This window comes from Rhodococcus sp. UNC23MFCrub1.1 (assembly GCF_000686025.1).
In the GTDB taxonomy this organism is placed as follows: Bacteria; Actinomycetota; Actinomycetes; order Mycobacteriales; family Mycobacteriaceae; genus Rhodococcoides.
This window is the reverse complement of sequence record NZ_JMLQ01000001.1, coordinates 747,672-766,632: the sequence shown is the minus strand read 5'-3', so window position 1 is coordinate 766,632 and position 18,961 is coordinate 747,672. Positions and strand designations below refer to the sequence as shown.

Below are 18,961 nucleotides of genomic sequence, written 5' to 3'. Positions count from 1 at the left end.
CCATGGTCACCACCACGCCCGACGAGGCGTCGGTGGGGAAGCAGTCACGGGCGAGCGCGTCGTCACGCTACGGCGCGCTCGCCCGTTATCTCGTGATCCGGTTCCTGCTGATCATTCCCACGGCATGGATCCTGGTCACGGTCGTCTTCTTCCTCATGCGCGTTCTCGGCGATCCCATCAGTGCTGCCCTCGGTGGACGACTGCCCGCCGACCAGATCGCCGAACGACGCGCCGCGGCCGGTTACGACCGGCCGATCCTGGTGCAGTACTGGGAGTACCTGTCCGGTCTGCTGCGGGGAGACTTCGGTCGCTCCGCGACCAGCAACCAGGAGATCAGCGGTGTGCTGATCACCAACGGCGCGGCGACGCTGGAACTCGCGTTCTGGGCGTTGCTCGTCGCGTTCGCCGTCGGCATCCCCCTCGGCTTCTACGCCGCGACCCGCCGCGACTCGATCTCCGACGGCACCCTGCGCATCCTGGCGATCCTGTTCTACGCGGCGCCGGTGTTCTTCGTCGGCATGCTGCTCAAGCTGGTCTTCGCCGTGAAGCTCGGGTGGCTGCCGGTGGCGGGCCGGGCGAGCACCAACGTCGAACTGGCACTGCAGAACGTGTCACCGAAGACCAACATCCTGCTGATCGACTCGATTCTCTACGGGGAGCCGAGCTACACCGTCGACGTGCTGAAGCACGCCGTGCTCCCCGCGGTCGCGCTCGGACTTCTCACCGCCGGCGTGTTCCTGCGCCTGGTGCGGGTGAACCTTCTGCAGACCCTGCAGTCCGGCTACGTGGAAGCTGCGCGCGCACGGGGACTCTCGGCGCGCGTCGTCGCCCGGCGGCACGCCTTCCGCAACGCGCTCATCCCGGTCGTCACCGTGATGGGGCTGCAGATCGCCATGCTGCTGGGCGGCGCGGTGCTCACCGAGACGACGTTCGAGTGGCAGGGACTGGGCTATCAGCTCGCTCGCTACCTGCAGGCGCGCGACTTCATCGCCGTCCAGGGCATCGTCACGTTCCTGGCCATCGTCGTCGCGGTCGTCAGCTTCCTCACCGACGCCATCGTGGCGATCGTCGATCCACGAGTGAGGTTCTGATGAGTATCGAGGTGAGCGTCGGCTCGATCGAGGCGCCGAAGCGACGTCGGGGTGTGCCCGGCCTGTCGATCATCCGCTCGAGTGCCGGACTGCAGAAGGCCACCATCGTCATCGGGCTCGTGCTGGTGGTGCTGTCCGTGATCATGGCGGTCTTCGCTCCGCTCATCGCGCCGTACACCTTCTCCCAGACGTCCGCCGACGGCGTGGAGTTCGCGCGCCAGGCGGCGCCGAGTGCGGACCACATCTTCGGGACGTCGGTGCGCGGAGAGGACGTGTTCTCCCGCGTCGTCTACGGCGCACGGACCGCCCTGCTCGTCATCGTGACGTCGCTGGTGCTGTCGATCGTGGTCGGCGTTCCCCTCGGACTGCTCTCCGGCTACGTCGGCCGGTGGGTGGACCGGGTGTTGGTCCTCTTCATGGACGCGATGTACGCGTTCCCGAGTCTGCTTCTCGCCGTGGTGGTCTCGATCGTCGTGGCCGGAGGCCAGTCCAGCAGTTTCGGTGGTGTCCTCTCGGCCGCGATCGCCATCACCGCCGTCTTCGTGCCGCAGTACTTTCGCGTGGTGCGCAACGCGACGGTCTCGGTGAAGACCGAGCCCTACGTGGACGCGGCGCGGGTCACCGGCGCCGGCCCGGTGCGGATCATGTTCCGCCACATCCTCGCCAACGTCACGCAGACACTGCCGGTGATCCTCACGCTCAACGGCGCCGAGGCCATCCTGACTCTGGCGGGTCTCGGCTTCCTCGGGTTCGGCATCGAGCCGACGTCCGCGTCCGAGTGGGGATACGACCTCAACAAGGCGCTGCCGGACATCTCCAACGGCATCTGGTGGACGTCGATCTTCCCCGGCACGGCCATCGTCCTGGTCGTGCTCGGTATGACCATGGTGGGCGAATCCGTCAGCGAGACACTCAATCCCGTTCTGAGAACCAGACGCAAGCAGAAAGATCCCTCATGACGGCCTCAGCGTCCACCCCGCAGGCGGCTCTGACCCTCGAGGCACTGTCGGTCAGCTTCGCCACCGACGCGGGGCCCGTCGACGCCGTCAAGGGAGTGAGTTTCGAGGTCTTCCCGGGCGAGGTCCTGGCCGTCGTCGGCGAATCGGGCTCCGGGAAGTCGGTCAGCGTCCGCTCCGCCATCGGGCTGCTCCCGGACACCGCCCGCGTACGCGGAACCGTCACCGTGGGGTCACGCGAGGTGACGTCGCTGTCGGACAAGCAGTGGGCCGATCTCCGCGGCAACGCCGTGGCGATGGTGTTCCAGGAACCCGGCAGCGCCCTCGACCCGCTGTTCACCGTCGGTTTCCAGATCGTCGAGGCCCTGCGAGCTCACGCCGGACCGGACGGGAAGGTGCTGGACAAGAAGTCCGCCCGCGTCCGGGCGATCGAGTTGCTCACCATGGTGGGTCTGCCCGACCCGGAGCGGCGATTCGGCTACTTCCCGCACGAGTTGTCCGGTGGCCAGAAGCAGCGTGTGATGATCGCGATCGCCATCTCGTGCGAGGCGAAGGTGATCATCGCGGACGAGCCGACGACGGCACTCGACGTGACCGTGCAGGCCGAGATCCTCGACCTGCTGCGCGACCTCAAGGACCGTCTGGGTTGCGCGATCGTGCTGATCACGCACAGCATGGGCGTGGTGGCGGACATCGCCGATCGGGTCGTCGTCATGAAGGACGGCGAGGTGGTCGAGGAGGCACTCGTCCACGATCTCTTCGCTGCGCCGAAGGCCGACTACACGAAGACGTTGCTGGCGGCGGTCCCGACGCTCGATCCCGTGGTCACCGATCGCACCGTCTCGGACGAGGTGGTGCTGTCGGTGCGCGATCTCGTCGTGCAGTTCCCCGGCGGCATCGGTCAGCCCGTCTTCCGGGCCGTCGACTCGGTGACCTTCGATCTGCACCGCGGCGAGACCCTCGGTCTGGTGGGGGAGTCCGGTTCGGGCAAGTCCACCATCGGCCGTTGCGTGGCCGCACTGCAGAAGCCGACGTCCGGCTCGGTGGACGTCCTCGGTCAGGACGTGGGCAGGCTGCGGGGGTCCGCGCTGAAGAGTCTGCGCAAGCGTTTCGGATTCGTGTTCCAGGATCCGTCCATGTCGCTCAACCCCCGACTGACCGTCGGCCAGTGCATCGCCGAGCCGATGATCGTGCACAAGGCCGGGTCGAAGGCGGACATCGCGCGCACGGTCGTGGAGTGGCTCGATGCGGTCCAGCTCCCGAAGGGCACGGAGAAGCGGTACCCGCACGAGCTGTCGGGGGGTCAGCGTCAGCGGGCATCGCTGGCGCGGGCACTCGTCCTGAAGCCGGATCTGCTGGTCGCCGACGAACCGACCAGCGCGCTGGACGTCTCGGTGCAGGCCGCGGTTCTCGACCTCTTCGAGGAACTGCAGACCGAACTGCACTTCGCGTGCCTGTTCATCAGTCACGATCTCGCCGTGGTCGACCGCCTCGCGCATCGGGTGGCGGTGCTGCGGGGCGGCGCCGTCGTCGAGCTCGGGACGCCCGGACGGATCCTCCGGGATCCGGCGGAGGAGTACACCAAGCGCCTGATCGCGGCCATTCCCAGGCCCGAGGTGACACGAGACCGGAAGGACCGATAGGCCTCCGGTACCGTTAGGGCCGCATCCGACCCTCCCGGGTACTCACACACAGATCAGGCTGGAGCAGTACACCCATGACCGATGACACCCACCAGCCCGGCGCAGGAGCCTCGTACGCAGCGGCAGGAGTGGACATCGAAGCCGGTGATCGTGCCGTCGAGCTGTTCGCGCCCCTCGCCAAGCGGGCGTCGCGACCGGAGGTCATGGGCGGTCTCGGTGGGTTCGCCGGCCTGTTCGCGCTGAAGGGCGGATACCGCGAGCCGCTGCTCGCCGCGTCCACCGACGGTGTGGGCACCAAGATCGCGGTCGCGCAGGCTCTGGACAAGCACGACACGGTGGGACTCGACCTGGTCGCGATGGTCGTGGACGACCTCGTCGTCTGCGGCGCCGAGCCGTTGTTCCTGCAGGACTACATCGCGGTGGGGCGCGTGGTGCCCGAGCACGTCGCGCAGTTGGTCAAGGGCATCGCCGACGGCTGCATCCTGGCCGGATGCGCACTGCTGGGCGGCGAGACCGCCGAGCACCCCGGCATGATGGCGGACGGCGAGTACGACCTGTCCGCGACGGGTGTCGGCGTCGTCGAGGCCGACCAGGTACTGGGCCCGGACCGGGTGCGTCCCGGCGACGTGGTCCTCGCGATGGGGTCCTCGGGACTGCACTCCAACGGCTACTCCCTCGCTCGCAAGGTTCTGCTCGACATCAGCCGCATGTCGCTCACCGGTCATGTCGAGGAGTTCGGCCGCACGCTCGGCGAGGAGATGCTCGAACCCACCCGCATCTACGCCAAGGACTGCCTCGCCCTCGCGGCGGAGACGGACGTGCGGACGTTCTGCCACGTCACCGGTGGTGGCCTGGCTGCCAACCTCGCTCGCGTCATGCCGAAGGGCCTCGTCGCCGAGCTCGATCGCGGAACGTGGAGCCCGGCTCCGATCTTCGCGATGATCGCGCAGCGCGGACGCGTGGAGCGCGAGGAGATGGACCGCACGTTCAACATGGGCGTCGGCATGGTCGCGATCGTGGCACCCGAGGACGTCGACCGCGCCCTCGCCGTGCTCACTGCTCGCCACATCGACTGCTGGACGCTGGGGACGGTCAAGAAGTCCGCCGACAGCGGAACCGACGAGCGCGCCGTGCTGACGGGTAATCACCCGCGTTTCTAGGTTCTCGTTTGTCGCAGGACTGGTCGGGCACCCGACCGGTATGACGACGTACGACGGATTCGACACCCTCCCGATCGCCGGTCAGTGGCGAGTGGGCCGAGACGGCCGCACCGCCGACGACGTGAACCCGTACTCGGGCGACGTCCTGACCACCCTCCCGCTGGCCGATGCGGCCGACGTCGACGCAGCGTTCACGGCGGCGAGCATCGCGCAGCGGGACTGGGAGTCCACGCTCCCGACCGAGCGTGCGGACGTGTTCCACCGCGCAGCGCGCATCATGGAGGAGCGCAAGGACGAGATCGTGGACTGGCTCGTCGCGGAGGTCGGCGCCATCCGCCCCCGCGCCGAGTGGGAATGGCTGGCCGTCCGCGCGGTGATGCTCGAATCGGCGAGCTACCCCACTCGATCGGCCGGGCGCATCCTCCCCGCTGCCCTGATCGACGGCAAGGAGAACCGCGTGTACCGGCGGCCCCTCGGCGTGGTCACGGTGATCAGTCCGTGGAACTTCCCGATGCAACTGTCCGCCCGCTCGGTGGCGCCCGCGCTGGCGCTCGGCAACGCAGTGGTGCTGAAGCCCGCGAGCGACACCCCCGTCACCGGCGGACTCCTGCTGGCCAGAATCCTCGAGGATGCCGGGTTGCCCGCCGGCCTGCTGTCCGTCGTCGTCGGCAAGAGCAGCGAGATCGGTGACGCCGTGACCTCGCATCCCCTCACACGGCTCGTGTCGTTCACGGGTTCGACGCCCGTGGGGTCGGGCATCGCGGCGTCGGCGCCGCTCACCAGGATGTCCCTCGAACTCGGGGGCAACGGGCCTCTGGTCGTGCTGGAGGACGCGGACGTCGAGGCAGCCGTGAACGCGGCGGTCTTCGGGTCGTTCTTCCACCAGGGTCAGGTGTGTATGGCGACCAACAGGGTGATCGCGGTCGATGGGGTGCACGACGAGGTGGTGGACCGGCTCACCGAGCGGGTCCGGTCACTGCGCACCGGCGACCCCGCCGATCCCGACACACAGATCGGCCCGATCATCAACGACGCGCAGGTGGAGTCGATTCTCGACCGGATCTCTCGCGCGGAGTCGGACGGCGCGGAGATCCGCGTGCGCGGAGAGCGTTCGGGACCGGCCGGGCGGGTGCTGGGCCCACATCTCGTGCTGGGAACGAACGGCGTCGCGACCGCCGCCGAGGAGGTGTTCGGACCCGTCGCCACGGTGATCCGCGCAGACGGGGAGGACGACGCCGTCCGGATCGCGAACGACACCGAGTACGGGCTCTCCAGCGCGGTGTTCTCGCGAGACGTCGAGCGTGCGGTCCGGGTGGCGACGAGACTCGACGCCGGAATGACACACGTGAACGACACCACGATCAACGACGAGCCCAACACCGCGTTCGGCGGCGAGAAGAACTCGGGCATCGGTCGTTTCGGCGGCGAGTGGGCCATCGACGAGTTCACCACCGACCACTGGATCAGCGTCCAGCACACGCCGCGACAGTATGCGATCTGACCTCGCGTGAGAACCTCGCACACACGACCGTGCGGGGCGTCCCCGAGTCGGAACGCCCCGCACGGTCGTGTGTGCGATATGAGGATTCCCCCCGTGTCAGGGGATGCGGTCAGCGCCGCCAGTCGTCGTAGTCGTCATCGTCGTGTCGGGACGGCTCCCGATCGGCGATGCCGTTGCGGTGCGAGTCGGGGGAACCTGTGAGCTCTCGTTGGAGACTCTCGAAGTCCGTGGACGGTGAGCTGTACTTGAGCTCACGTGCAACTTTGGTCTGCTTTGCCTTAGCCCGGCCGCGGCCCATGGCTAACCCCCTCGCGAGTAGCGGGGCGGCCTGGGATTTTTTGGCGGCCCCGTCTGATTGTGTGTTCTTCCTGCCCACACTCTAGCGTGCGAATCGGGTCTGCGCTTCCACCGGCGCCGGTGTCACACCGACGGTGCGCGCCGCGCCGCCCGGGCCGCCATGTCGCGGGCCTCGCGGTAGACCTTGGGCGCCAGATCGGGGGTGTTCAGAAGGATATGCATCGCCTCCGCCGACACCCCGGTGAAGAGGTCCCGCACGGTGACTCCGTGGTCGGGAACGGACACGATCTCGATGTCGTCGCCCGCCGAGAGCGCGCCGACTCGCACGACGCGCAGGTATGCCCCGACATCGCCCCGCGCGGTGAAACGCTTGACCCAGGTCTTCTCGCCCGTCCACCGCGCGAAGGCGGCACACGGGCGCCGCGGAATGGTCACCTCGAGCTCGGCGGTGCCCACCGACCAGCGCGTTCCGACGACCGCATCGGTGACGGGCAGTCCGCTCACGCGCAGGTTCTCACCGAACCACCCCGCGGGAACCTCCCGGCCGAGTTCCTCGGCCCACCTGTAGGCCTCGGCCTCGTCGTACGCGTAGACCGCCTGGTCCGCGCCGCCGTGGAAGGTGACGTCGCAGGAGCGATCACCGTGCAGGCCGAGCTCGGTGACGTCGACGGGTCCGGACACCGCTCGCTTGTCGATGGCGGAGTCGACCACCGCCGGCCGAGATATGGGGTGGATGGTGTGCACGACGCACACCGACAGCACGCGTCCCGACGGGGCCGGCTGCGTCACCGGCCGCGCAGCCGATCCACCGCGGCGCGGCCCGCCTGGACCGCGGTGTCCAGGACGTAGGAGTCGGGATCGATCGAGGCGGCGCACGGCCCGGCGTCGAGCGTGGTCTCCACCGGCACCGCGCGCTTGATCTGTGCGAGCGCGATCGGTCCGAGCTCGAAGTGATCGACGACGGTGCCGATGCGGCCCACGGATCGGCCGCCGACGGTGACGTCGTCGCCCGTATCCGGTCGACCGTCCGCGGAGCCGTCGAGGTGCAGCAGGACCAGTCGGCGCGGCGGCTTGCCCAGATTGTGGACGCGCGCCACCGTCTCCTGTCCGCGGTAGCACCCCTTCTCGAGGTGGACGGCCCCGAACTCGGTGACCCCGCCGATCCAGCCGACCTCGTGGGGAATCGTGCGGTCGTCGGTGTCGAGACCGAGGCGTGGTCGACCGGACTCGACGCGCAGCGCCTCGAACGCCCAGCTGCCCGCCTCCCGCGCACCCGCGACGACGAACTTCGCCCACCACTCGTCGAGACGGTCGGCGGGGACCAGGACGTCGAAGGAATCGGTGCGGGTCGGCCACGGCATCCGGCGGACGAGACCGGCGTCGGGGTTCGCGGCGTCGAGCGGAAGGGCGTCGTACGGCATCGCGGGCACCTCGGCGCCCACCGCTCGCAGGATGGAGCCGGCCTTCGGGCCGAGCAACGACACGACGACCCGTTCGCTGCCGCGACGCGGCGCGGCCTTCGACCAGAACACCATCTTCGACAGGAAGGCGAGAAGGTCCGGTCCGCGGTCCGCCTCGGTGTCGATCCAGGTGGTGCCGTCGAGGTCTGTCATGACCATGTGGTGTTCGACGCGCCCGTTGACGTCCAGGCTCAGGTTCTCCGCGGAGGCTCCGTCGGCAAGCGTCGCGACGTGCTGGCTGGAGATGGTGTGCAACCAGGTCAGTCGCTCCTCGCCGGTGATCGCGATGACGAACCGGTTCGACCGATCGACGACCGCGGCGGTCGTGACGGCGGCGCGCTGCTCACCCAACGGATCCCCGTAGTGCCAGGCGGTTCCACGATCGGGACCGTCCTGGGGTGCGGCCACCGCGCCGGGGCGGGCCAGAACGGGGGAGGAGTACAGGCCAGGGGTCTCGGACACCCCACCAGTCTAGGAGCGGACTGCCCGGTCCGGCCACGGCACTACCCTCGGGGCCATGACTTCACGCGTGGTGGTGACCCTGGACGGTGCCGTGCTCGATCCGACCGAGCCTGTTCTGCATGCCGACGACCTGGCGGCGGTGCGCGGGGACGGCATCTTCGAGACCGTGCTGATCCGCGAGGGTCGGGCGTGCCGACTCGACGCCCACCTCGCCCGCCTCACCCGGTCGGCGGCCATGCTCGACCTCGCGGAACCGGATGTCGACGCATGGCGGCGCGCGGTGGACGTGGCACTCGCGCAGTGGGAGAAGACCGGTGGCGGCGAGGGTGCGATGCGGCTGCTGCTGAGCCGGGGGCGCGAGGGGGCGGACGATGCCGAGACGGCGCTCGTCATGGTCTCCGCCGTCGCCGATCGCGTCACCCGGGCGCGCGCGGAGGGCGTGTCGGCCCTGACCCTGAACCGGGGTTTCTCCATCGACGCGACACAGCAGTCGCCCTGGGCCCTGCTCGGTGCGAAGACCCTGTCCTACGCCACCAACATGGCGGCCCTGCGCCACGCGGCACGAGAGGGCTTCGACGAGGTCGTGTTCCGCAGTATCGAGGGGCAGGTGCTCGAGGGTCCACGGTCGAGCGTGCTGGCCGTGGTGGACCGCCGCATGGTCACGCCGCCGGTGGAGCACGGGGTGCTGCGCGGCACCACGGTGGACGCTCTCTTCGAGGTCGCGGGCGACGCCGGCTTCGACTGTGCGCACGAGCCGTTGCGGGTGGCCGATCTGATCCTGGCCGACAGTGTCTGGCTGATCTCCTCCGTCACGCTGGCCGCGCGCGTGCACACGCTCGACACCACGCACCTCAAGGAGATGCCGTCGGACCGCGTCGTGCGCGAACTGGTGGACACCGCCGTCGCGCGTTGACGCGCGCCACAGGTAACGGTGGACACAGTCCATCGCCTACTACTACGCGTAGTAGTAGCGTCGGCCCCGTAGGCAGGATCCCCGCCTCGCAGCCGACGACAAGAAGCTGGTCATGGACGCACTCGATGTCTCACGATGGCAGTTCGGAATCACCACCGTCTATCACTTCCTGCTCGTCCCGCTGACCATCGGACTCGCTCCGATCGTCGCCGCGATGCAGACCATGTGGGTGATCACCGGCAAGGACTCCTGGTATCGGCTCACCAAGTTCTTCGGCAAGCTCTTCCTCGTCAACTTCGCACTCGGCGTCGCCACCGGCATCGTCCAGGAGTTCCAGTTCGGCATGAACTGGTCCGAGTACTCGCGGTTCGTGGGCGACGTCTTCGGTGCGCCGCTGGCGCTCGAGGGCCTCGTCGCGTTCTTCCTCGAGTCCACGTTCCTCGGGCTGTGGATCTTCGGGTGGCAACGGCTGCCGAAAGTCGTTCACCTGGCGACGATCTGGCTGGTGGCCATCGGGGTCAACGCCTCCGCCTACTTCATCATCGCCGCGAACTCGTGGATGCAGCACCCGGTGGGGGCCGTCTACGACCCGGACACGGGGCGTGCCGAGCTCGTCGACTTCTGGGCCATGCTCACCAACAACACGGCGCTCGCGGCGTTCCCGCACGCGGTGGCCGGATCCTTCCTCACCGCAGCGACATTCGTCGCCGGCATCGCCGGGTGGTGGATGGTGCGCAGCGCACGTCGCGGCGACGTCGGTCCCTCGTCGGAGGCCCGCTCCATGTTCCGCCCCGCGGCCCGGCTGGCATTCGTCGTCATGATCGCCTCCGGCGCTGCACTCGCGATCACCGGAGACGTGCAGGGCAAGCTGATGTTCGAGCAGCAGCCCATGAAGATGGCATCGGCAGAGTCGCTGTGTCACACCGAGACCGGCGCCTCGTTCTCGATCCTCACCATCGGCACCCACAACAACTGCGACAGCGTCCAGCACATCGTCGCGATCCCCGGCCTGACGTCGTTCCTCGCGAAGAGCGACCTCGACGCGACCGTCCAGGGGGTCACCGAGCTGCAGCAGCAGTACGAGGAGCAGTACGGACCGGGTAACTATCGGCCCAACCTCTTCGTGACCTACTGGGCCTTCCGGATGATGATCGGCCTCGCCGCCGGGTCCGCCGTGCTCGCGCTCGCCGGCCTGTGGGTCACTCGAGGTGGCCGAGTTCCGGACCAGCGCTGGGTCTCCCGGCTCTCACTGCTCGCGATCCCGACACCCTTCCTGGCGAACAGTGCGGGCTGGATCTTCACCGAGATGGGCCGCCAACCCTGGATCGTCGCGCCCAACCCCAGCGGAGTCGACATGATCCGCCTGACGGTCGACCAGGGTGTGTCCGACCACCCCGTCGCTCTGGTGGCGGCGTCCCTCGCGACGTTCACCGTCCTCTATGCCGGGCTCGGTGCCGTCTGGTTCCTGCTCATGCGTCGCTACGTGCAGGCAGGTCCGCTCGAGCACGACAGGCACCCCCACGACGACGACGGTGGCGACACCGACGCCGACGCCCGCCCGCTCTCGTTCGCCTACTGACCCGCCGGAGACATGATCATGGGAACGCCCGAATTCTGGTTCGCCGTCGTCACCGCATTGTTCGTCGGATACTTCGTTCTCGAGGGATTCGACTTCGGGGTCGGCATGCTCATGCCCGTGCTCGGTCGATCCGGCCGGGACGACGCCGAGACCCGACGTCGCGTCGTGCTCAACACGATCGGTCCGGTGTGGGACGGCAACGAGGTGTGGCTCATCACGGCGGGAGGAGTGCTCTTCGCGGCCTTCCCCGAGTGGTACGCGACGCTCTTCTCCGGCTTCTATCTGCCGCTGCTGCTGATCCTCGTGGCGCTCATCCTGCGTATCTGTGCCATCGAGTACCGCGGCAAGATCGACGACCCCGTGTGGCGGCGTCGGTGCGACCTCGGTATCGGGATCGGTTCCTGGGTGCCCGCGGTGCTGTGGGGCGTCGCCTTCGCGAACATCGTGCGCGGTGTCGCCATCGACGCGGACAAGAAGGTCACCTCGGGACTGTTCGACCTTCTCACTCCCTATGCGCTGCTGGGTGGTGCGACCACGGCGATGCTCTTCGCGTTCCACGGTGCCGTGTTCATCGCCCTCAAGACGGCCGGCGAGGTTCGAGCGGACGCATCGAGACTCGCTGCGGCACTGATCGTTCCGACCGTGGTGGGCGCCGGGGTGTTCGCACTGTGGACTCAGCTCGCGCACGGGAAGGGCTGGACCTGGTGGATCGTCGCCGCTGCCGTGGCGGGGCTGGTGACGGCAGCGGTGGCCGTGCTGCGCGGGCGAGACGGATGGGCCTTCGTCGGCACCACCGTGACCATCGGCGGAGCCGTGCTGTTGCTCTTCTGCTCACTGTTCCCGAACGTGATGCCCTCGACCATCGACGCCGCGTTCTCGCTGACCGTCGACAACGCGTCGTCCTCCGCGTACACGTTGCGCATCATGGCGTGGCTGTCGGCGATCGTGGCACCGGTGGTCCTGGCCTACCAGGGCTGGACCTACTGGGTCTTCCGTCGGCGCATCTCGACGACGCAGATCCCGGCGTCCATCGGCCTGGCGAGCACCCGATGACCGCGACGAGGCGGCCCCGGGGACCGGTCGACCCCCGGTTGTGGCGCCGGTCGGTGCCCGTCCGTCGTCACCTCGTGGGGTCGGTGGCGCTCTCCCTGGTGACGACCGCGTGTGTCGTCGTCATCGCCGTCGTCGTCGGGACCGTGCTGGGCGGCGCGGTCACCGACCCGACCCGTCGGACGGTCGGAGCCTGGACCACCGAGCTGACGGTCCTGGCTGCCGCCGTGCTGGTCCGCGTCCTCGCGTCGTGGGCGCGGTCGAGGTACGCGCACCGCTCGGCGGTCCGAGTCGTGCGCGGGTTGCGCGCGGACATGCTGGACGCGGCCACGACGACGCGCTCGCGCGGCGGGGAGGATCGGGGCGAGTGGTCGACGGTGGTCACGCGTGGTCTCGACGGACTGGCGCCCTACCTCACCGACTACGTCCCGGCCCTCGTCCTGGCGGCGACCGTCACCCCGATCGCGACCCTGGTGATCGCGTTCGTCGATCCGCTCTCCGCGGTGATCGTGGCGGTCACCCTCCCGACGATCCCGGTGTTCATGGTGCTGATCGGTCTGATGACCCGCGGGCGGTCCCGACGAACCCTCGACGCGATGACGCGACTGTCCTCTCAGCTGATGGACCTGCTCGCCGGAATCCCGACACTGCGCGCACTCGGCCGGCAGGACGGGCCGGCCGCGCGGGTCGGCGAACTCGGGGACGAGCACCGCCGCCGGACGATGGCCGCACTGCGCGTCGCCTTCCTCTCGTCCATGGTGCTCGAACTGCTGGCCACGCTCGGCGTCGCACTCGTCGCGGTGTCGATCGGTCTACGACTCGTGTACGGCGACATGGAGCTGGCACCCGGCATCGTCGCGCTCATTCTGGCGCCCGAGGTCTACCTGCCGCTGCGCGCACTCGGTGCCGCCTTCCACGCGTCCGAGGACGGTGCGGAGGCCGCGGGACGTGCCTTCGCTCTGCTCGAGAGCGCCGAGTCGCAGGCGCCGCGTGACCAGCGGACGGCCGCGCCGCCCACCGGTCCGGTCACCGTCGTCCTGACGAACCTGTCGGTCCGCGGGCGGGACGGGTGGGCACCCCGCCACCTCGACGCGACGTTCCGGCCGGGACGGGTGACGGTGCTGACCGGCGCCAACGGGACCGGGAAGTCCACGGTCCTGGCGTCCGTTCTCGGGCTCGTCGATCCCGACGAGGGGTCCGTCTCCCTCGTGGGCTCCGACGGGGTGCGGGTCGACCTGTCGACCGTCGACCTCGACCGGTGGTGGCGCCGTGTGACCTGGCAGCCGCAGCGTCCGGCCGTCGTCGCCGGATCCGTCGCCGACAACCTCGACCTCGGGGCGCGTGGTGACGTGGCCGAAGCTGCTCGCGCCACGGGGTTCTCGTCCGTCCTGGCGTCCCTGCCCCGCGGAGCCGCGACGTTGCTCGGCGCCGGGGGAGTGGGACTGTCCGTCGGAGAAGCCCAGCGGTTGGCCCTGACGCGCACTCTCGCCGCGACGGAATCCGTCGTGCTCCTGGACGAACCGACCGCCCACCTCGACCCGGAATCGGCGCGTCGGGTGCTCGGGTCCCTGCGGGCCGCGGCCGACGGCGGCCGCACCGTCGTGATCGTTGGGCACACGCCCGAGGTGCTCGCCGCCGCGGACACTGTCGTGCACGTGGACCGAGCGGCGGTGTCGGCATGAGCGATCTGACGCGGGCACTGCGGCTGCTCGACCTGCCGCCGGGGCGCGTCGCGCGGGCCGTGGCGGCGGGAGTCGCGACGCTGGGCAGTGCACTCGCGCTGTCCGCGCTCTCGGCCTGGCTCATCACGCGGGCATGGCAGATGCCGCCGGTGTTGCACCTCTCGGTGGCCGTGGTCGCGGTGCGCGCGCTCGGCATCACGCGCGGCGTGTGTCGGTATCTGGAACGACTGGCCACTCACGACGTCGCACTGCGCGGGACCGTCCGTGCGCGGTCCACCCTGTACCGCGAACTGTCGCAGGGTGATTCGGCCACGGCGGTGACGACGCGGCGAGGGGATCTCCTCGTGCGGACCGGCGCCGACGTGGACGCCGTCGGCGACGTGGTGGTGCGCGCCCTCGTTCCCGTCGCCGTCGCGGCGGTGGTCTCGGCCCTCGCGGTCGGACTCGTCGCCGTGTGGTCCCCTGCCGCGGCAATCGTCCTGGCGGTCGCGCTGCTCGTCTCCGGGGTCGTGGCGCCCTGGTCGAGCGCCAGGGCCGAGCGGGCCGTCGCCGAGGATCTCGTCGCTGCGCGAGCCGACTTCGCCGCCCACGCCGTCACCGCGATCGACCACGCCGCCGAACTCCGGGTGTCCGGGCGACTGGCAGACGTGCGACGCCGCGCCGACGAGGCCGACCGCGCCGTCGGTGCCGCGCAGGACCGCGCCGCCGGGTGGTCCGCCCTGTCCGCCGCGGCGACCCCGCTGTCGATGGGAGTCGCGGTGCTGGGCGCCCTCGCCGTCGGCATCTCGGCGTACGGCACCGCATCGGGGTTCGCGGGCGGCACCGACCCCACCGGGCTCGCCGTCGTGGTGCTGGTTCCGCTCGCCGCGTTCGAGGCGACGGGTGCGATACCCGCCGCCGCGGTGGCGTGGGTGCGCGGATCCGCGGCGGCTCGGCGGATCATGGCTCTCGTGGACGAGGCCCGCTCGGGGCCGGCGGTGACGCCGAAGGACGACCCGTCGCCGTCGCCGTCGGTGCGCCTCGAGGTGTGCGACGTCGTCGCAGGCCGCGGCGGATCGCGGACCGCGCCGGTATCTCTGGTGGTGGAACCCGGTGCGCGCCTGGCGATCAGCGGACCCAGCGGCGTCGGCAAGTCCACGCTCGCCATGACGATCGCGGGGCTCGTCGCCCCCGCCGCGGGCGCCGTGCTCGTCGACGGCAGGTCCGTCGGCGAACTGTCCGAGGACGCGGTGCGCCGGACGGTGTCCTACGTCGCCGAGGACGCCCATGTCTTCCGGACCACCGTTCTGGAGAACCTCCGTGTGGTGCGCGGTGACGTGACCGAGACGGAGGCGACGGCGGCACTCGACCGGGTCGGGCTCGGCGACTGGGTGCGCGCACTGCCCGACGGTGTGCACACGGACCTCGACGGCGGCGCGGAGGTGCTGTCCGGCGGACAGCGTCGCCGACTGCTGCTGGCCCGCGCGACGCTCTCGCGGGCGGCGGTGATCATCGTCGACGAGCCCACCGAACACGTGGACGACGTGTCCTCCGCCGCGTTGCTCGCCGCGATGCTCGATCCCGACGGTGGACTGTTCGATCGGGCGACGACCGTTCTGGTCGTGACGCATCGACCGGTGCCGACGGGCGTTCGAGTGGTGACCGTGAGCGGTGAACGTCAGGTGTGTTCGCTCACGGAAAAAGACGTTGCCGACCGGGCTGATCCACGCGTAGCGTCGTCTGTACACGAGAGAGGAGGTGGTCTGGAATTGTATGACTCTTGGACGCGTGAGGTGGCCGCCCGCTAGCCGCAACCGCTGACGGTTCTTCTCTCACCGCGCGAGCGGCGGGCGAATACCAGGCAGCTACCCGACCCCCGAGCCCTCGGTCCGTCCAGACCGAGACCCGTACTCCTGCAACGGTGTACCGGTAGGGCTCGGGGGTCGTCCCATGTCCGGACCAGGCCCGCGCGCCTGGTCTTTCCCGTTCTGCCGAGCAGACCCCCTCGCCTGTGTCACTGTGGGGGACATGACGAGTGACGAGCAGCCCGACACGACGACCACCGACGACACGTCCTCCGACACCGGTTCGGCGAACGAGGAGACCGTGGGCCCCGAGCTGACGCAGGAGGACCTCGATCGCGCCGGCGAGAAGATGGACGGCCTCAATGCGCGGTACGAGACCGGTGCGCGCGAGACGGTGACGCTGCCCGGCACCGGCGGCACCGTGTCCGGTACCGCGTTCGCGGACTTCGACGAGGACGGTGCCTCCGAAAAATCCGACACCGAGAAATCCGACACCGAGAAGGCCGACACCGGTTCCGGGAAGGATGCGGAGAGCGAGAAGGGCGAGCGTCAGCCCACGTAGCGTTCGAGGCGGGCGGACAGCCGGGGCTCGAGATCGCCGTCCGGTCCGACCCGCTCCTCGACGTACGCGAGATCGCCACCCTCGACGATGCCGTAGAGACGCTTCGCGCCCCCGACCAGCGCCGCCGACGTGCTTCTGATGACCACGTCGGTGGCCAGCTCCCAGGACGACTGCGTCAGTGCGCGGCCGTAGTACAGCTCGATGAGCCCGCTCGCGTGGGTCAGTAGGAGCTCGAGAGTCTCCTCGCCGTCGTCACCGGGCTCACCGGTTCCGCTCACCCGCCAGAAGCCGGACTCGCGCAGGTCGCGACCGGCGTAGGCGCCGTTCTCGTCGACGCGCCAGGTGCGGGACTCCCACGACAGGTAGGGACCGCCGTCGTGGCTCACGACGATCTGCTGTCCCAGTGTGTAGTCGCCCTCGGCGTCGTGTCCCTCACCGGTGCCGCGCCACACGCCGACCAGCGGCAGCAGTGCCAGCATGGAGTGCGAGATGTCGGGACCCTGCCGCAGATTGGCGGTGTCACCGTCACCGGGCAGATCGGGGAGCAGCGGGATGTTGCGCCCGGCCGTCTCCTTGGCCCGTTCCTCCGCACGCGCGACCGCGGCGTCACCGCTCAGGCGGGGCGCCGGGGTGCCGAACTCGTCGGTCACGACTCGTCGGTGACCAGGCGATAGACGACGTACAGCGAGAACCAGGCGATGAGGATCGACGCCAGGATGAGGAGTGCTTCGAAGAATAGGACCACGCACCGATTGTAGACCGGCGGTGTCGTGGATCTGCCACGGGCCGCCGTCGCGATCGGTCGACGCAGGCGGTCGGCAGACTGTGTGACGGATGACAACCTGTGCCGGGTCCGGTGACGCGATTCATTGTTTAAGGTCGTGAGGTTCTGGAACCGAGAGACGAGGGTGATCCATCCATGCTTCGTGTGACCGGGCTCGACCCGACCGACCGTCGGCGGACCGGGCCGACGAGGATCGTGCTGCGCGCGGCGACCGCTGCCCTCGCGACACTGCTGTTGTGCGCGATCCCTGGAGGACTGGCGGGGGCGGCACCGATCACCCCCTCCGATCCGCTCGGTCTGGGCGACGACCCCGTCGAGTCGGTGCTCGACACGTTCGGGCTGGGCACGAAGGTCGATCAGGATCCGAACAACTACGCGTACGACTGCCCCGACGTGCTCATCGTCGCCATCACGGGCGCGACGGACTCGGAGTCGGACCGGAACCCCGTCGACGAGGTGGACCGGCTGCCGTGGTCCAACTGGGTCGGCAACGTGACCGTGCCCGCGGGGGAGGCCTCGGCGTCCACGCCCGGACGAGTCGGTTGGGTGTACGTGCCGTACGCGTCGGAGTACGGCGTGGCCGTGGCCGAGCCGGTGCCCACCTATCAGGAATCCGTCGCCGAGGGCCTCGCGACCATGGGCCGGATGATCGACGCCAACAAGACCGCGTGCGGCACGTCGACGAAGTACGTGCTGCTCGGCTACAGCGTGGGTGCCGAGGTGGTCGAGCGCCTCGCCGTCGACATCGGGTCCCGACCGTCCACGGCGCACGTGACGTCCGACGACATCGCCGGGGTCGCCCTCGTCGGAGATCCGTACCGCCCTGCAGGCACTGCGTCTCTGGACAAGCCCGGTCCGCCGGGTGGTGGCTTCATGTCGTCCGAGCCGAAGGACTACGGAACCCTCACGAACAAGATCCGGTGGGCGTGCCGTCCGATGGACATCGCCTGTGACGCACCGGAGAACCTCGGCGTCCTGCCGTTGGCGCTCAACGTCTTCGGGCGGATGCACTTCACCCTGCTCGATCCGGGCCGCACCGTCACCGAGTTCGTCGCGGTCTCGTCCGACGTCGCGGCTCGCACCATCGCGCACGTCTTCAGCGACCCGGACTTCGCCACGTCGGACGAGTCCCTGCTCGACGTGATGCTCCGGGTGTCGGACCGCACCCAGCCACTGCCGGACGAGAGGTCGCCGACGCCGCGCGAGATGTTCGACGCAGTGACGTGGGCGCTCGGTCCCGGCCGCCCCGTCGTCGAGGCCAAGCTGCAGGCGGAGGCCGTGGGGTTCGGCGAGGACAACGCCGACATCCCGCAGCTGCTCGAGAAGCCCTACGTCGAACTGGGGTTCCTGCAGCACCTCTACTACTGGGACAACTTCCCGGACAACGGCCGCGACTGGGAGAGCGAGAAGATGATCCGCTGGATCACCGACCTCGCTCGCGAGCAGAGCGAGGCCCCTCCGGTCGACGAGCCGGCCGCTCCTCCTGCGGGAGACACGACGGCGCCCGCCGAGCCCCGCGTGATTCCCCCGGTGAATCCCGGCTATCTCGCGCCGCCGGCGCAGCCCGTGGAGACGGTGCCGTCGACGTGGGAGGAAGTGCTGAAGTCCCTCGGCCTCCCGCCGGAGCCCGGCAAGTAGTTCCCGCGGTCGGATCGCACACCCTCCACGACGCGAACACCCTCCCCAGCACGCTGGGGAGGGTGTTCGGCTGAAACGAGAGGTGTTCGGTCAGGCGCCGATCGAGATCTCGGCCTCGTGGAGGCCGGCGGACTCGGGCGAGATGGTCACGTCGCCGTTGCCGGACGCGGACAGCGCGCGCAGCGTCCAGGTGCCGGGGGCCGCGAAGAAGCGGAAGTCGCCGGTTCCGGACGCGACGACCTCGGCGGTGAACTCACCCGTGCTGTCGAGCAGGCGCACGTACGCACCGCCGACGGGCTGACCGTCCGACGCGGCCAGGACACGGCCCGTGATGACCGTCTCCTTCTCCACGTCGACGCCGGCGGGAAGGGTCTGTCCCTGAGCAGGTGCTCCACACAT

At 69.6% G+C, this 18,961-nt stretch carries 17 protein-coding genes; 12 read left to right on the top strand and 5 right to left on the bottom strand.

What is annotated here, in order from left to right; translation table 11 throughout:
* The first annotated feature begins 2 nt into the window (after nt 1-2).
* From BR07_RS0103765 to BR07_RS0103745, 5 genes are all read left to right on the top strand, one after another.
* Nucleotides 3-1,091: an ABC transporter permease gene (locus BR07_RS0103765; protein WP_081821062.1), complete on the top strand. Its 1,089-nt coding sequence runs from the start codon at nt 3-5 to the stop codon at nt 1,089-1,091.
* A complete protein-coding gene (locus tag BR07_RS0103760) occupies nt 1,091-2,050 on the top strand; it encodes an ABC transporter permease (protein WP_051612985.1) in 960 nt (319 codons plus the stop codon). The genes BR07_RS0103765 and BR07_RS0103760 overlap by 1 nt, the downstream gene beginning before the upstream one ends.
* Nucleotides 2,047-3,690, top strand: a complete 1,644-nt coding sequence (locus BR07_RS0103755) for an ABC transporter ATP-binding protein (RefSeq protein ID WP_027504287.1) — start codon at nt 2,047-2,049, stop codon at nt 3,688-3,690. Before BR07_RS0103760 ends, BR07_RS0103755 begins: the two co-directional genes overlap by 4 nt.
* Before the next feature lie 74 nt (nt 3,691-3,764).
* Nucleotides 3,765-4,850 (top strand): phosphoribosylformylglycinamidine cyclo-ligase, encoded by a 1,086-nt coding sequence (gene purM, locus BR07_RS0103750; RefSeq protein ID WP_027504286.1) that lies wholly within the window; start codon nt 3,765-3,767, stop codon nt 4,848-4,850.
* Between the two features lie 40 nt (nt 4,851-4,890).
* A complete protein-coding gene (locus BR07_RS0103745; protein WP_037184003.1) occupies nt 4,891-6,351 on the top strand; it encodes an aldehyde dehydrogenase family protein in 1,461 nt (486 codons plus the stop codon).
* 109 nt (nt 6,352-6,460) lie between these two features.
* Here BR07_RS0103745 and BR07_RS26500 read toward each other — a convergent pair whose 3' ends face one another.
* The 3 genes from BR07_RS26500 to ygfZ all read right to left on the bottom strand — a co-directional run bounded on the left by BR07_RS26500 (nt 6,461) and on the right by ygfZ (nt 8,570).
* Nucleotides 6,461-6,649, bottom strand: a complete 189-nt coding sequence (locus tag BR07_RS26500; protein ID WP_081821107.1) for a DUF3073 domain-containing protein — start codon at nt 6,647-6,649, stop codon at nt 6,461-6,463.
* A gap of 122 nt (nt 6,650-6,771) precedes the next feature.
* Entirely contained in the window at nt 6,772-7,437 is a 666-nt protein-coding gene (locus BR07_RS0103740; protein ID WP_027504284.1) for an MOSC domain-containing protein, read from the bottom strand.
* A complete protein-coding gene (gene ygfZ / locus BR07_RS0103735; protein WP_027504283.1) occupies nt 7,434-8,570 on the bottom strand; it encodes a CAF17-like 4Fe-4S cluster assembly/insertion protein YgfZ in 1,137 nt (378 codons plus the stop codon). Before ygfZ ends, BR07_RS0103740 begins: the two co-directional genes overlap by 4 nt.
* A 55-nt stretch (nt 8,571-8,625) precedes the next feature.
* Here ygfZ and BR07_RS0103730 point away from each other — a divergent pair, with 55 nt between their 5' ends.
* From BR07_RS0103730 to BR07_RS23165, 6 genes are all read left to right on the top strand, one after another.
* Complete coding sequence (locus BR07_RS0103730) at nt 8,626-9,483, top strand: aminodeoxychorismate lyase (RefSeq protein ID WP_037184000.1); 858 nt, start codon at nt 8,626-8,628, stop codon at nt 9,481-9,483.
* Nucleotides 9,484-9,595: 112 nt separating this feature from the next.
* Nucleotides 9,596-11,062: a cytochrome ubiquinol oxidase subunit I gene (locus BR07_RS0103725; RefSeq protein WP_027504281.1), complete on the top strand. Its 1,467-nt coding sequence runs from the start codon at nt 9,596-9,598 to the stop codon at nt 11,060-11,062.
* A gap of 18 nt (nt 11,063-11,080) precedes the next feature.
* The gene (gene cydB / locus BR07_RS0103720; protein ID WP_027504280.1) at nt 11,081-12,115 is read left to right on the top strand and encodes a cytochrome d ubiquinol oxidase subunit II; all 1,035 of its coding nucleotides are present in this window, start codon (nt 11,081-11,083) and stop codon (nt 12,113-12,115) included.
* Nucleotides 12,112-13,794: a thiol reductant ABC exporter subunit CydD gene (cydD, locus tag BR07_RS0103715; protein ID WP_027504279.1), complete on the top strand. Its 1,683-nt coding sequence runs from the start codon at nt 12,112-12,114 to the stop codon at nt 13,792-13,794. Before cydB ends, cydD begins: the two co-directional genes overlap by 4 nt.
* Nucleotides 13,791-15,581, top strand: a complete 1,791-nt coding sequence (gene cydC / locus BR07_RS23170; RefSeq protein WP_081821061.1) for a thiol reductant ABC exporter subunit CydC — start codon at nt 13,791-13,793, stop codon at nt 15,579-15,581. The genes cydD and cydC overlap by 4 nt, the downstream gene beginning before the upstream one ends.
* Nucleotides 15,582-15,801: 220 nt before the next feature.
* A complete protein-coding gene (locus BR07_RS23165; RefSeq protein ID WP_037183998.1) occupies nt 15,802-16,140 on the top strand; it encodes a hypothetical protein in 339 nt (112 codons plus the stop codon).
* Here the strand turns inward: BR07_RS23165 and BR07_RS0103700 are convergent.
* Nucleotides 16,128-16,790: an FABP family protein gene (locus BR07_RS0103700; RefSeq protein WP_027504278.1), complete on the bottom strand. Its 663-nt coding sequence runs from the start codon at nt 16,788-16,790 to the stop codon at nt 16,128-16,130. The genes BR07_RS23165 and BR07_RS0103700 overlap by 13 nt on opposite strands.
* 269 nt (nt 16,791-17,059) lie before the next feature.
* Between BR07_RS0103700 and BR07_RS23160 the strand changes: the two genes are divergently transcribed.
* Entirely contained in the window at nt 17,060-18,562 is a 1,503-nt protein-coding gene (locus BR07_RS23160; RefSeq protein WP_081821060.1) for a cutinase family protein, read from the top strand.
* Between the two features lie 90 nt (nt 18,563-18,652).
* Here BR07_RS23160 and BR07_RS0103685 read toward each other — a convergent pair whose 3' ends face one another.
* Nucleotides 18,653-18,961, bottom strand: a complete 309-nt coding sequence (locus BR07_RS0103685) for a DUF1416 domain-containing protein (protein WP_027504276.1) — start codon at nt 18,959-18,961, stop codon at nt 18,653-18,655.

Bases quoted from the DNA above. Each gene is read 5' to 3' on its own strand.
- BR07_RS0103765 (WP_081821062.1), top strand. From the start codon at position 3: ATGGTCACCACCACGCCCGACGAGGCGTCGGTGGGGAAGCAGTCACGG.
- BR07_RS0103760 (WP_051612985.1), top strand. From the start codon at position 1,091: ATGAGTATCGAGGTGAGCGTCGGCTCGATCGAGGCGCCGAAGCGACGT.
- BR07_RS0103755 (WP_027504287.1), top strand. From the start codon at position 2,047: ATGACGGCCTCAGCGTCCACCCCGCAGGCGGCTCTGACCCTCGAGGCA.
- purM (WP_027504286.1), top strand. From the start codon at position 3,765: ATGACCGATGACACCCACCAGCCCGGCGCAGGAGCCTCGTACGCAGCG.
- BR07_RS0103745 (WP_037184003.1), top strand. From the start codon at position 4,891: ATGACGACGTACGACGGATTCGACACCCTCCCGATCGCCGGTCAGTGG.
- BR07_RS26500 (WP_081821107.1), bottom strand. From the start codon at position 6,649: ATGGGCCGCGGCCGGGCTAAGGCAAAGCAGACCAAAGTTGCACGTGAG.
- BR07_RS0103730 (WP_037184000.1), top strand. From the start codon at position 8,626: ATGACTTCACGCGTGGTGGTGACCCTGGACGGTGCCGTGCTCGATCCG.
- BR07_RS0103725 (WP_027504281.1), top strand. From the start codon at position 9,596: ATGGACGCACTCGATGTCTCACGATGGCAGTTCGGAATCACCACCGTC.
- cydB (WP_027504280.1), top strand. From the start codon at position 11,081: ATGGGAACGCCCGAATTCTGGTTCGCCGTCGTCACCGCATTGTTCGTC.
- cydD (WP_027504279.1), top strand. From the start codon at position 12,112: ATGACCGCGACGAGGCGGCCCCGGGGACCGGTCGACCCCCGGTTGTGG.
- cydC (WP_081821061.1), top strand. From the start codon at position 13,791: ATGAGCGATCTGACGCGGGCACTGCGGCTGCTCGACCTGCCGCCGGGG.
- BR07_RS23165 (WP_037183998.1), top strand. From the start codon at position 15,802: ATGACGAGTGACGAGCAGCCCGACACGACGACCACCGACGACACGTCC.
- BR07_RS23160 (WP_081821060.1), top strand. From the start codon at position 17,060: ATGCTTCGTGTGACCGGGCTCGACCCGACCGACCGTCGGCGGACCGGG.
- BR07_RS0103685 (WP_027504276.1), bottom strand. From the start codon at position 18,961: ATGTGTGGAGCACCTGCTCAGGGACAGACCCTTCCCGCCGGCGTCGAC.